General features: G+C 71.1%; 11 protein-coding genes. 5 read left to right on the forward strand and 6 right to left on the reverse strand.

From position 1 onward, the window contains the following. Positions 1–216 precede the first annotated feature (216 nt). Positions 217–864, reverse strand: a complete 648-nt coding sequence (locus tag ACIRF9_RS11505; RefSeq protein ID WP_403819339.1) for a ScbR family autoregulator-binding transcription factor — start codon at positions 862–864, stop codon at positions 217–219. Between the two features lie 70 nt (positions 865–934). Next, positions 935–1,837, reverse strand: coding sequence for a ScbA/BarX family gamma-butyrolactone biosynthesis protein (locus ACIRF9_RS11510; protein WP_403819341.1), 903 nt, complete (start codon positions 1,835–1,837; stop codon positions 935–937). Positions 1,838–2,017: 180 nt separating this feature from the next. On the opposite strand from ACIRF9_RS11510, the gene ACIRF9_RS11515 reads away from it, so the two are divergent. Next, positions 2,018–2,668, forward strand: coding sequence for a ScbR family autoregulator-binding transcription factor (locus tag ACIRF9_RS11515; RefSeq protein WP_403819343.1), 651 nt, complete (start codon positions 2,018–2,020; stop codon positions 2,666–2,668). Positions 2,669–2,755: 87 nt separating this feature from the next. Here ACIRF9_RS11515 and ACIRF9_RS11520 read toward each other — a convergent pair whose 3' ends face one another. Continuing rightward, the gene (locus tag ACIRF9_RS11520; protein ID WP_403819345.1) at positions 2,756–4,561 is read right to left on the reverse strand and encodes a S8 family peptidase; all 1,806 of its coding nucleotides are present in this window, start codon (positions 4,559–4,561) and stop codon (positions 2,756–2,758) included. A 549-nt stretch (positions 4,562–5,110) separates the two neighbouring features. Between ACIRF9_RS11520 and ACIRF9_RS11525 the strand changes: the two genes are divergently transcribed. Continuing rightward, a complete protein-coding gene (locus ACIRF9_RS11525) occupies positions 5,111–6,049 on the forward strand; it encodes a lytic polysaccharide monooxygenase (protein WP_403819346.1) in 939 nt (312 codons plus the stop codon). An 18-nt stretch (positions 6,050–6,067) separates the two neighbouring features. Here ACIRF9_RS11525 and ACIRF9_RS11530 read toward each other — a convergent pair whose 3' ends face one another. Next, the gene (locus ACIRF9_RS11530; protein WP_403819348.1) at positions 6,068–6,703 is read right to left on the reverse strand and encodes a Tat pathway signal sequence domain protein; all 636 of its coding nucleotides are present in this window, start codon (positions 6,701–6,703) and stop codon (positions 6,068–6,070) included. A 689-nt stretch (positions 6,704–7,392) separates the two neighbouring features. On the opposite strand from ACIRF9_RS11530, the gene ACIRF9_RS11535 reads away from it, so the two are divergent. Both ACIRF9_RS11535 and ACIRF9_RS11540 read left to right on the forward strand, forming a co-directional pair. Then, the gene (locus ACIRF9_RS11535; protein ID WP_403819910.1) at positions 7,393–8,061 is read left to right on the forward strand and encodes a DUF6230 family protein; all 669 of its coding nucleotides are present in this window, start codon (positions 7,393–7,395) and stop codon (positions 8,059–8,061) included. Further along, on the forward strand, positions 8,058–8,510 hold the full coding sequence (locus ACIRF9_RS11540) for a DUF6114 domain-containing protein (RefSeq protein WP_403819350.1): 453 nt from the start codon (positions 8,058–8,060) through the stop codon (positions 8,508–8,510). The genes ACIRF9_RS11535 and ACIRF9_RS11540 overlap by 4 nt, the downstream gene beginning before the upstream one ends. 87 nt (positions 8,511–8,597) lie before the next feature. Here ACIRF9_RS11540 and tatA read toward each other — a convergent pair whose 3' ends face one another. Next, entirely contained in the window at positions 8,598–8,840 is a 243-nt protein-coding gene (gene tatA, locus ACIRF9_RS11545) for a Sec-independent protein translocase subunit TatA (protein ID WP_403819351.1), read from the reverse strand. Between the two features lie 79 nt (positions 8,841–8,919). Here tatA and ACIRF9_RS11550 point away from each other — a divergent pair, with 79 nt between their 5' ends. After that, positions 8,920–10,518 carry an LCP family protein gene (locus ACIRF9_RS11550; protein ID WP_403819352.1) on the forward strand — a complete coding sequence of 533 codons (1,599 nt, stop codon included), beginning with the start codon at positions 8,920–8,922 and terminating at the stop codon, positions 10,516–10,518. Here ACIRF9_RS11550 and ACIRF9_RS11555 read toward each other — a convergent pair. Continuing rightward, positions 10,509–11,605 (reverse strand): HAD-IC family P-type ATPase (locus tag ACIRF9_RS11555; protein WP_403819354.1); only part of this gene is annotated, 1,097 nt, incomplete at its 5' end. The genes ACIRF9_RS11550 and ACIRF9_RS11555 overlap by 10 nt on opposite strands.

The following is an 11,605-nucleotide window of genomic DNA, read 5'->3' on the forward strand; positions in this document are numbered from 1 at the left end:
GGCATGCGCCCCGCCCGTACAGCCCTGGCGCCCCACCAGCGGTCGGGATGCGACTCGCCGTGTCGCCCCGGCCGCCCTACTTGCCCGATCCGCCGCCGCCCGCATCCGGCCTGCGGCACCGGCACGCCCGCGCACGGCCTGCGGCACCGGCAGCGGCGCATCCGGCACCGGCACCGGATCAGGGCGGCCCCACGGCCGCCCTGAGCGCGCTTCCGGTCATCCCACCATGATCTCCCGCTCCAGCCGCGCCGCCAGACTGAGGTAGCGCGGGCGGCGCGGCACCGGCACCAGGCCCCGGATCAGCACGTGCCACATCTCGGCCATGCGCCGCGGCAGCCGGGCCGCGGGCTCGCGGGAGCGGCCGACGACGCGGGTGCCCACGAAGAAGCAGACCAGGGAGTGGGCGACGGCGTCGACGTCGACGTCCGGATGGATGTCGGACTCCCGCATCGCACCCACCAGCCGACGGGTCATCAGCTCCAGCCACTCCGCGAACGGGTGTCGCAGCGGTGGCTTCACCGGCACTCCCCCGGTGGCGAGCCGGAGCCCCGCGCGGGCGATCGGGCCCTCGACCGAAAGCCGCGCGAGGCCGAACGTGAGGCGCATCAGCGCTTCGAGTGCCGGATAGCCCCGGTCGTCGATCTCGACGGCGACCCGGCGAGAGGCCTGGGACTGCAGTTCCATGATGGCGTGGGCGAGATCCTCCTTGGCCGCGAAGTGGAAGTAGAGGGCTCCCTTGGTGACATGGGCGTGCTCGACGATCTCACTGAGGCTGGTCGACTCGTAGCCGTGCCGGTCGAACAGGTCGGCAGCGGCCGTGATGATCGTCGCGCGGGTCTGTTCGGCGCGTAACTGCCTCGCCATCGACTGGACTCTCCTGGGCCGGTAAAGAACGGGTCATGCCGTTTGTTTCTTACCCCCAGTACACAATAGCTCACCGTACGGCGGTACCCACCAGGCACTCGAATACCGTCGACTCCCCTTGCGTTCCGACGACTTGCACATCGGTGTCATGACCCCCTTTCGCGGCTATCCAGATGGGTTCGTCCAGCTCGGCGTAACGATGAAAGAGGGCGTTGTACGCCACGGGTGACCGACCGTCGGTTCTGAGCAGCCGGGCGGCCTGGCGGGCCGCCTCCAGGAGCAGCATTCCGGGGACGTGATCCAGGGGATGATCAAAGAAAACGGGGTGTGCGGTATCTACGCGCAGCTGCCAGCGATCGGGGTCGGCCGACGGGGCGAGCACCACGTCGGCGGGCAGCGCACGGTCCACGGCGGCCGGTGCCAGACCGGTGGGCGGGGGCACCGCGGTCACCGAGTCGGGGGTGCGGCCGCCGCGCAGCCGGCGGTAGACGGGCGCGGAGACGCAGGTGAAGGCGACGTCCGCCGTGGCCACCCGGTCGCCGTCACGCAGCACATGGGCGGTGTAGCGGGCACCGGCGGGGCGCCGGCCGCGGTACTGGACGTCGGTGAAGACGAGATCCACCTCGGGCTCGGCCGGGAGCGGGCCCACACCCAACTTCCCTTCCAAAGTGTCGACTTGGAACTCCTGCATCACGAACTGGTGATCCAGGGGAACGTCGTACTCGGTGTGCGTGAGGAGGGTGCCGGCCTGCCGGACGGTCTCCACGACGAGCAGGGGGTCATATGCGGACCAGTCGGACGACACGTGTAACCCATGTGCCCGTGGCCACTGCGCGGAGACCGAGAAGCGGTCCTCGCCGGTGCGTCGCCAGCCGGTGAGAAGGGTCTCCGACAGGGCGGCGCGGTGCACCAGCTGGCGGGGCACGGTTGCGGTCAGGGACGGAGCGTCGGCAAGCTGCCGCGGTCGAGTCATGTCTCTCCCTACGGTCCCCCGAAGGCCACGGCAGACGGCGAACCGTCCGCTCCGGTAAGCGTTAGAGTACGAGGCGACCGGTTTGTTTTCAATGAGATCAGTCGACGGCATCCTATGATCGGGCCGAACCCGCGGGCGATCGCGGGAACCGGGCCAACTCGGTGCCGTTAAGGGGCTCTTATGGCGAAACAGGAGCGCGCCATCCGGACGCGCAGGGCGATCCTGGAGGCGGCCGGCGCGGTCTTCGACGAACACGGCTACATGTCCACCACCATCGCCATGGTCCTGGAGCGCGCCGAAGTCACCAAGGGCGCCCTGTACTTCCACTTCCCGTCGAAGGAATCGCTCGCCCAGGCGGTGCTCAACGAGCAGGTGCCCTTCGGCACGGTGCCGCCGCAGCCGTGCAAGCTGCAGGAGATCGTCGACATGACGTTCGTGGTGGGTCAACGGCTGCTGAGCAACGCCCTGTTGCGGGGCAGTGTGCGGCTGGCGGTGGACCAGGAGACGCCGTCGGGGATCGATCACGGCGAGCCGTTCCGGCAGTGGGCCGAGCACCTCGGCACCCTGCTCGAACTGGCCCGTGAACGAGGCGAGTTGCTGCCCACGGTGAAGCCGCGGGAGACCGTGGAACTGCTCGTGGGCACCTTCACCGGCATCCAGCTGATGTCGCGGGCGTTGACGGACCGCGCGGACCTCGCCGACCGGCTGTCGGTGATGTGGGCGCACATGCTGCCGGGCATCGCCGTGCCCGGGCTGCTGCCCCGTCTGGACACCCGGGCCGACCGGGGGGAGCGGGTGCTGGCCTCGCTGGAGGAGCGGGCGGCCTCCTGACAACGGCATGCGGCGGGCCGGCCGGTGTCCATCCACACCGGCCGGCCCGCCCGTTTCAGGTCACGCGGGGGTGTCCCCGCCGCCCTCTCAGAAGGTCAGCTTCCAGCTGTTGAGCGTGCCCGTGTCCTGCGCGGCCACGTCCTGGACCTTCAGCTTCCAGGTGCCGTTGGCCGCCTCGGTGGAGGCGTCCACCGTGTAGGTGGTGTTGACGTTGTCCGCGGAGTCCGAGGTGCTGGAGGACTTCAGGCGGTAGGTCGAACCGTCCGGGGCGACCAGGTCGACGACCAGGTCACCGCGGTAGGTGTGGGTGATGTCGACGGCGACCTTCAGGGTCGAGGGCGCGTTGCCGCTGAGACCGCTGACGGCGATGGACGAGGTGATCGCCGAGCCGTTGTCCGGGATGGCGACCGCGGTGGTGCTGGAGAAGGTGGTGCCGGTCGAACCGCCGGAGCCGGTCACGGCCGCCACGGTCTTGGCCGCGTCCGCCAGACCCGCGCCGCAGCCGCCGGAGCAGGCGCCGGGCAGCGCACGGGCGTTGTTCTTGATGGCGGTCTCGATCTGGGCCGGGGTGAGCGAGGAGTTCGCCGACTTCAGCAGCGCGACCAGGCCCGCGATGTGCGGGGTGGCCATGCTGGTGCCCTGGTAGTAGGTGTAGTTCTCGGTGGACGGCGTCTTGGTGCCGGAGTTCAGCGTGGACAGGATGCCGTTGGCGGTGCCGGTGCTGGTCTGGCCGCCGGGGGCCGAGATGTCCACCAGGGAGCCGTAGTTGGAGTAGGACGCCTTGGCGCCGGTGCGGTTGGTCGCGGCGACCGAGATGACGTTGTTGCAGTTGCCCGGCGAGTGGTTCGCGACGTTGTCGTTCTCGTTGCCGGCGGCCACGACGACGGTCGTGCCGCGGTTCACGGCCGCGGTGATCGCGCTCTGGGTCGCCGAGGTGCAGGCGCCGTCGCCGCCCAGGCTCATGTTGATGACCTTGGCGACGTTGGAGTTGGCGGGCACGCCGGAGACGGTGCCGCCGGACGCCCAGGTGATGGCGTCGATGATGTCGGAGTCGTAGCCGCCGCACTTGCCGAGGACGCGGACCGGGGAGATCTTCGCGCCGTAGGCGATGCCGGCGACGCCCTTGCTGTTGTTCGTGACGGCGGCGATGGTGCCGGCCACGTGGGTGCCGTGCCAGGAGGAGTTGGAGGCCGGGATGCCCGAGCCGCACTCGTTGGCGGCGTAGTAGTCGCCCGGGTCGGCCGGGTTGCTGTCGCGGCCGTCGCCGTCCACCGAGACGGTGGTGTCGGCGATGAAGTCGTAGCCGCCGACGATGTTCGCGGCGAGATCGGTGTGGGCGACGTAACCGGTGTCGATGACGGCGACCGTGACACCCGTGCCGGTCGTGGTGGACCAGGCGCCCGGGACGTTCATGCCGGCGGTGGACTCGAAGAGGTCCCACTGCTTGGCGTACTCGGTGTCGTTCGGGTCGGCCTTCGGCTTGTTGAGGCGGTCCGGTACGACATAGGCGACCTGCGGGTCCGCCTGGTACTGGGCGACGACGTCGGCGACGTCCGTCCTGGTGAGGTCCTGGCCCAGGTCGACCAGGGCGGCGCCGGTGCCGAGGCGGCGCTGGAAGTCGACGTCCTCGCCGGCCTCCTTGCCCTTGGCGGCGGCGTCGGCCTCGGCGGCCGCGTTCGAGGTGGCCTCGGTGGCGCCGGACTTGTAGCCGACGATGAGGCGCTCGGCCGGGGCGCCGGGGGCGGCCTCGGTCTGCGCGGTGGGCACGGCGGAAGCCGGGGAGACGGGTTCCTGCGCGGCGACCGCGGAGGCGGTGGACGCGGCGGTGAGGAGGGCCGCGGAGACGGCGGCGGCGGATATCAGCTTCCGCCGCAGAGCGGGTGAGGTGCGCAAGGGCGTGCCTTTCGTGGCCTGCTCCGGGCAGCGCGGAGCGGCAGTCGATTCGCTTCGGCGTCGAAGCGGCGGGGGGTGCATCGCTGGGGCCGGCCTGGCGAATTCCCGTCGTCCGCCCGGAGGGCGGGCCCGGCGGGCCATGGTGCGTGCGATCGCAAGGCGCCGGAGCGCCCTCGTGGCGGAGCCACGTGGGCGGTTCGGCAACGCCGCGAGCGTGCGTGCCATGGCCCGCCGGGCAGGCGGGAATTCGCCAGGCCGGCCCTGTGGCCGGCCAAGCTGGAAAGCGGACGCTGTCAGGGGTTACCTGTGGGTCAGCTGTGGTGGAACGATAAGCAAAGGAATGGTCATCCGGATACAGGGGAAACCCTCGATCCGGCCGGAAACCCACCCTTGACGAAAGCGAATTGGCGGCTGTCGCGCACAACTGGACAGCGAATGGACCGATTCGCTCGGGGGCGTCCCGTCCGGGCCGCGTGCTGAACGGGTCGGTCGCGGTTCCCGTACTGGACTGAACAGACCGTTCCCGCGCCGGCCGAGGAGACGTCCCGGATGCCCCGGATGACCGCACACCACATCGCCGCCCTGGCGGCGGCCACCGTGAGTCCGCTGCTGCTGAACCTGTGGGCCGCGGGCCCCGCCCTGGCCCATGGCGCACCCATGGAGCCGTCCAGCCGGGTCTACGGCTGCTCTCCGGAAGGCACGCGGACGGGCACCGCGGCCTGCAAGGCGGCGATCGCCGCCAACGGGACGTCCTTCGCCGCCTGGGACAACCTGCGCGTGGCGAACGTGAACGGCCGGGACCGGCAGACGATCCCGGACGGCAAGCTGTGCAGTGGCGGGCTCCCCGCCTACAAGGGGCTCGACCTCGCGCGCGCCGACTGGCCGACGACCCGGCTGACGCCGGGCGGGACGCTGCGGATGACGTACGCCTCGACGATCCCGCACACCGGGACGTTCCGGCTCTATCTGACGAAGCAGGGCTACGACCCCGCGCAGCCGCTCACCTGGGACGATCTACCGGAGCGCCCCTTCGCCGAGGTCAAGGACCCGACCCTGACCGACGGGGCCTACCGGTTCAGCGCGAAGCTGCCCGCGGACCGGACGGGTCGTCAGGTGCTGTACACGATCTGGCAGAACAGCAGCACACCCGACACGTACTACTCGTGCTCCGACGTGGTGTTCTCGGCTGCCGCCGGCACCTCGGGAACCGACGAGGAGAAGAAGGAGAAGGAGGAGGCTTCGGCTGCGCCCTCGTCCGTCGCGCCGGCGCCCTCCGCCACCGCGTCCACGGCGGCCGTGACCCCCTCGGCTTCGGCCGCCGACGCCTCGCCCGCGCAGGCGGGCGCGGCCACACCCGCGAGCACCCCGGTGGCCTCCGCCACCGGAGCCGGTTCCGGGCCGTCCGCGCCCATGGTGGCGGGCGGCGCCACCGCGGTGCTGGTACTCACCGGTGGCGCCGCCCTGGTGCTGCGCCTGCGCAGGCGCTGAACCGCTGCTGTACGACGGTTAGTTGACCGTGACCGCGTCGGTTCCGTCGGTCACCGGGGCGTACTTGGCGGTGAAGTAGCCGGCGGAGGGGCAGAGCGTCGAGCCGGACGACTTGGTGAACGCCTGGTTGGCGAAGGCGATGCTGTTGTCGTCGTTGCTCGCCGTGCCGGCCAGGCTGGGCGCCTGGTAGACGCAGGTGATGCTGCCCAGCAGGGTGCGCAGGACGAGCGTGGTCTGGACGGTGGAGCCGCTCGGCGGGGTCACCGTGACGACGCCGTCCGAGGTGACCGTGGTGGTGTACGGCAGGTTGTTGACGGTGATGCTGGTGACGCCGGTGACACCGAGGACGTTCGAGGTGCAGTTGCTGAAGGTCTGGCCGGTGAGCGACTCGGTGGCGGTGCCGGGGGCGGCCGGGTTGTCGGTGACCTGGGCGGTGAAGGTGGACGTGGCACAGGAGACGCCGCTGGTGCCGGTCGAGCTGTTGTACAGCGTGGCGGCGGTACCACTGGCCAGGGACGCGGTGAGGACGTCGCCGACCGCGACATCGCCGTTGACGGTGGTCAGGACCGCGCCGGCCGCGGAGGCCGGGGTGACGGCCGGGAGGGTGAGCGCGACGGCGGTACCGGCGACGGCGAGGAGGGAACGGATACGCATGGGCGGGTGCCTCTTCTCTGAACTGGAGGAATTTCTGGGGGAGTTGATGGTTCGAAGGGTGCCGTTCGCAACGCGGGGGGACGCGAGGCGGCATCTGCCGCTGCCGGCCCGTGACGCCTTCTCCGTACGTGACGGACCGGCAACGGCAGCAGGCCGGTGACCGGCCGGAGGCACTGGGGGGTGACTCCGGCCGGGCCGGGCGGGAAGGGCATCCGGACGCGGCCCGCGGGGGGAAGCGGCCGTACCGGTGCCGTGAAAGGGATCGGACTCGGGCGGATACGCCCGTGACGGAACGGAAGGTCCGGGAGCACGGCGGACGCCGCGCTGCGGATCCGGCGCCACGGATCCGGGCCGAGCCACGGATCCGGGCTGAGCCAGGGAGAGTTGTAGACCTGAGGTTCCGTCAACGTCAATACGTCGTAAGGAAGTTGATGGTCCGACAGATATATGCAGCGATCTTGTGACGGATTTGATCCACAGGTGGCACATGATGAACACTCTTTTTCCACATCTCCCTTGACCCCTTGGTGTAACCATCGGTAACTTCCTCGATGGCTACTGCCGCGTAGCGTGAAAGCCCTTGCGGTTTCCGGGAGTTGTGAGGAGGCGTGCGCGGCAGCCGCTGTCCGCGCCAGGACAACGCGCCACTGAAGCCCAACCCGCACCACTTCAAGCGCATGGGAGCAGACATGGCCTCGTCCTCGGACGTCACGTCGTCCGCCGACAACACCCCCGGGAACCCGGAAAGCGGTTCCTCCGGCAGACGCGGCCGGGTCCGGCCGCGCCGGGCCGCTGTGATGGCGGTGCCGGCCGCCGCGGTCGCCGCCGGCCTCGCGATCCTCACCGCCGAGGGAGCCCTCGGCGTGCAGTTCGCCATCTCGGGCATGCCGTTCGTCGTGACCGCCGACACCCTCGACGGAGAAGGATTCGAGCAGTTCGGCGCCCTGGACAGCATGATCCCGGACAGCCCCAACCAGGGCGACACCGGCGGTCAGGTCCTGGTCGTCACCTCGGTCGTCAAGGACGGCGACATCACCAACATGTGTCAGAGCGTCGACCTCGGCGGCATCCAGCTGATCCTCACCGCCGGCGGCGAGGGCACGCCGGTGCACGTGGAGAACCTGGCCATCGACTCCGATGTGATCAAGGGTGACGCCGAGTTCCACGGCATCGAGATCGGCGGCGACGCCAGCACCTTCAACAAGGGCGGCGTGAAGGGCCCGGAGGGCGTCTACGGCCAGCAGGCCGACACGGTCCTCATCAACAACCTGTACCAGCACAACTACGCGGCCACCGCCGGTACGTTCAAGCTGCCCGACCTGCACATGCGGTTCGGCACCGGGGGCTGCCCGAAGTGAGCGGCACGGACCAGTGGCGCGGCGCCTTCCGTGCGTGGCGGGGGCGACGGCCCTTCCTGGGCGGTCTGCTGCTCACGCTCGGCGGTGCCGAGATCCTGCTGACCATGAAGGCGCCGCTGCCGGTCATCCTGCACATCGGCATGCAGGGCCTGGCCGGCTACCTGCTGCCCACGCTGATGACGGTCTGCGGTCTGCTGATCCTCTTCAACCCGTCCCAGCGACTGTTCTACTCCGTGATCGCCGTGCTGCTCTCCCTGGGCACCTGGGTCACGTCCAACCTGGGCGGCTTCTTCGTGGGCCTGCTGCTGGGTGTCGTGGGCAGTTGCATGACGTTCGGCTGGCTGCCCGACCAGGAGCCGCGAGTGAGCCGCCGCAAGCGGCGCAAGGCGGCCCGGGCGGCCGAGGCGCTCACGCGGCCTCCGCTGCCGAGCGCGGGCGAGCCCGCCTGAGACCGACGCTCCATCCGACCGGCGGGGCCGGGACGACCCGTACACAGCGGGACGGTCCCGGCCCCGCCGGTTCGTGCGCGCCGGTTCTCAGTGGGCGGTCGCGGACGGGTCCGCCGGGGTGGTCGCGACCGTGGCCTCCGCGCCGGGCGAAGCCGCGGCCGTCGAGCCCGTAGTGCCCTCGTCCTTCAACGCCCTGGCCTCGCTCTTGAGGATGCGCATCGACTTGCCGAAGGCGCGCGCCGTGTCCGGCAGCTTCTTCGAGCCGAACACCACGACGACCACGAGGGCCACGATCAGCAGGTGCCAGGGCTCCAGTCCGTTGCGAAGCATGCTCACGCCTCTCCATCAGCAATGGTTGCTACATTGCGCAACTGTACAACCCGGCGAGCGATGTGAAGAGGGGTCGCGGATGACCGTCACCAGCAATCGCAGGGCCGCGCCCCCGAGACACCGGGGTGGAGGGGGCGGCGCCGGGCCCGGCAGCGGCGGTGCCCGGGCCGCCGCGCGCGACCGCCGGCGCCGCCGCGGCCGCCGGGTCCGTCTCGCGCTGTCGCTCTGTCTGTCCCTGCTGGTGCTCGCGGCCGCCGGAGCGGGCTGGCTGTATCTGCGGCTGGACGGCAACATCACGACGTTCGACTCGGGCGGGCTCTCCGACAACCGTCCCGCGGCCGGTTCCTCGAAGGGCGAGAACGTCCTCGTCATCGGCTCCGACGCGCGCACCGACGGCAACGCGGCGCTGGGCGGCGGCGACAAGACCGCCATAGGCCGCTCGGACACGACGTTCCTGCTGCACGTCTACGCCGACCACCGGCACGCCCTGGCCGTCTCCATCCCCCGCGACACCCTGGTCACCATCCCGCCCTGCAAGCTGCCGGGCGGCGGCTGGACCGGGGCGCAGACGGACACGATGTTCAACGCGGCGTTCTCCGTCGGCGAGACCGACAAGGGCAACCCGGCCTGCACCCAGAACACGGTCGAGAAGCTCACCGGGCTGCGTGTCGACCACACGGTCGTCGTCGACTTCAAGGGTTTCGCCTCGCTCACCCGGGTGGTGGGCGGGGTGAAGGTGTGCCTGCCGAACGACATCTACGAGAAGGATCTCAGCCCGAACCGCGCCACCCGCGGCACGCTGCTGTTCAGGAAGGGCGAGCAGACCGTCTCCGGGAAGAAGGCCCTGGACTACGTCCGTATCCGGCACGGCATCGGCGACGGTTCCGACATAGGCCGCATCAAGCGCCAACAGGCCTTCGTGGCAAGCCTGCTGAAGGAGATCAAGAGCAACGGCCTGACCCCGACGAAGCTGCTCCCGCTCGCCGAGGCCGCCACCAGGTCCCTCACCGTCGACGCGGGCCTCGGCTCCGCCGACAAGCTGATCTCCTTCGCGATGTCGCTGAAGGACATCGACCTGCACAACACGAAGTTCGTGACGGTGCCCTGGCGTTACGAGGGCGCGCGCGTCGCGATCGTGCAGCCGGACGCCGACGAGCTGTGGGCCGCGCTGAAGGCCGACCGCACGATCGACGGCAAGAACGCGAGCGGGAAGAAGACGGCGGGGAAGACGACCGGGGCGAGAACGACCGGGTCCGCCCCCTCCTCCGCGAGCACCTCCTCCCCCGCCCCGGTCTCCGGCGCGGGCATCGACGTGGCCGTCTACAACGGCACCACCGTCACCGGCCTCGGCGCGCGCGCCGCCGCACAGCTCACGGCCGACGGCTTCACGGTCACCGGTACGGCGACGGCGACCGCCCAGGACCACACCACCACCCTCGTCGAGTACGGGGCGGGCGAGGAGAGCCGGGCGGAGACCGTCGCCAAGGCGTTCCCGGGCGCCGAGCTGGAGTCCGTCACCTCGGCCGGCATCAGCGTCGTACTGGGGCAGACGTACGCCGACACGGCGGCGTCCGCCTCGTCGCCCGCGTCGGCGACGCCGACCGCGCTGCCCACCGAGGTCGCCGACGGGGCGCGCTCCGCCGACGACAACCCCTGCTCGAACCTGACCTACGGCTGACGGCGCACCAGCAAGCGCAGGGACAGGGCGTACAGGGCGAGGACGACGGTGAGCACCAGGTAGTACGGCAGTGGCAGCGGGGTCATGCCGAGCCGGGCGCCGAGCGGGCTCGGCGGCAGCGACAGGCCGACGACGCCGAGGAGGGCGGCGGCCCGGCCGACGGGGCCGGGGCCCCGGGTTCCGCGGCCGGTGCGCAGCAGCACCATCACCACCGCCTGGGTGAGGAGGTTCTCGGTGAACCAGGCGGAGTGGAAGACGGCCCGGTCGTCGACGGCGTCGGGGCCGTGCAGGGCGAGTGCGAGGACGGCGAAGGTGGCGAGGTCGGCGACCGCGTTGAGCACGCCGAAGCCGGTGAGGAAGCGCAGAAGGGCGCGGGGCCGCAGCCCGGCCGGGCGGCGCAGGGCGGCGGCGCCGGGGCGGTCGTGGGCGAAGGCGAGCTGGGCGGCGTCGAAGCAGAGGTTCTGCACGAGCACCTGGGCCGGGAGCATCGGCAGGAACGGCAGCAGCAGGCCCGCGGAGAGCATCGCGAGGACGTTGCCGAGGTTGGAGGAGAGGGTGACGCGCAGATAGGAGGCGATGTTGGCGCTGCTGTGGCGGCCAGCGGTGATCGCGTGGCCGACGTTGCCGAGGTCCTTGTCGCCGAGCACGACGTCGGCGCTCTCCCGGGCCACGGCACAGGCGGAACGCGGCACGATACCGACGTCGGCTGCCCGTAGTGCGGGGGCGTCGTTGACACCGTCCCCGAGAAACCCGACGGTGTGCCCGGCCGCCCGCAGCCCGGCCACGACACGTGCCTTGTCGGCGGGCGTACAACGGGCGTGAACGGTGAGGCCGGAACCCGCCCCGCCGCCAAAACCGGACCCGGGCCCCGCACCTGCGGCCCTCCGGCCCGGGCCCACGTCCGTGCCCGTGGCCACGCGGTCCAGCTCAGGGTCCACGTCCGGCCCGAGGTCCACACCCGCGGCCAAGCGCCCCTGACCGGGGTCCGCACCCGTGGCCACGCGGTCCAGCTCAGGGTCCACGTCCGGCCCGAGGTCCACACCCGCGGCCAAGCGCCCCTGACCGGGGTCCGCACCCGTGGCCACGA

The organism is Streptomyces sp. NPDC096132 (assembly GCF_044763345.1).
Taxonomy (GTDB): Bacteria; Actinomycetota; Actinomycetes; order Streptomycetales; family Streptomycetaceae; genus Streptomyces.

What these genes read in the sequence shown, in the direction of transcription:
- ACIRF9_RS11505 (WP_403819339.1), bottom strand. Translation starts at nt 864, where the DNA reads ATGGCGAGGCAGTTACGCGCCGAACAGACCCGCGCGACGATCATCACG.
- ACIRF9_RS11510 (WP_403819341.1), bottom strand. Translation starts at nt 1,837, where the DNA reads ATGACTCGACCGCGGCAGCTTGCCGACGCTCCGTCCCTGACCGCAACC.
- ACIRF9_RS11515 (WP_403819343.1), top strand. Translation starts at nt 2,018, where the DNA reads ATGGCGAAACAGGAGCGCGCCATCCGGACGCGCAGGGCGATCCTGGAG.
- ACIRF9_RS11525 (WP_403819346.1), top strand. Translation starts at nt 5,111, where the DNA reads ATGCCCCGGATGACCGCACACCACATCGCCGCCCTGGCGGCGGCCACC.
- ACIRF9_RS11530 (WP_403819348.1), bottom strand. Translation starts at nt 6,703, where the DNA reads ATGCGTATCCGTTCCCTCCTCGCCGTCGCCGGTACCGCCGTCGCGCTC.
- ACIRF9_RS11535 (WP_403819910.1), top strand. Translation starts at nt 7,393, where the DNA reads ATGGCCTCGTCCTCGGACGTCACGTCGTCCGCCGACAACACCCCCGGG.
- tatA (WP_403819351.1), bottom strand. Translation starts at nt 8,840, where the DNA reads ATGCTTCGCAACGGACTGGAGCCCTGGCACCTGCTGATCGTGGCCCTC.
- ACIRF9_RS11550 (WP_403819352.1), top strand. Translation starts at nt 8,920, where the DNA reads ATGACCGTCACCAGCAATCGCAGGGCCGCGCCCCCGAGACACCGGGGT.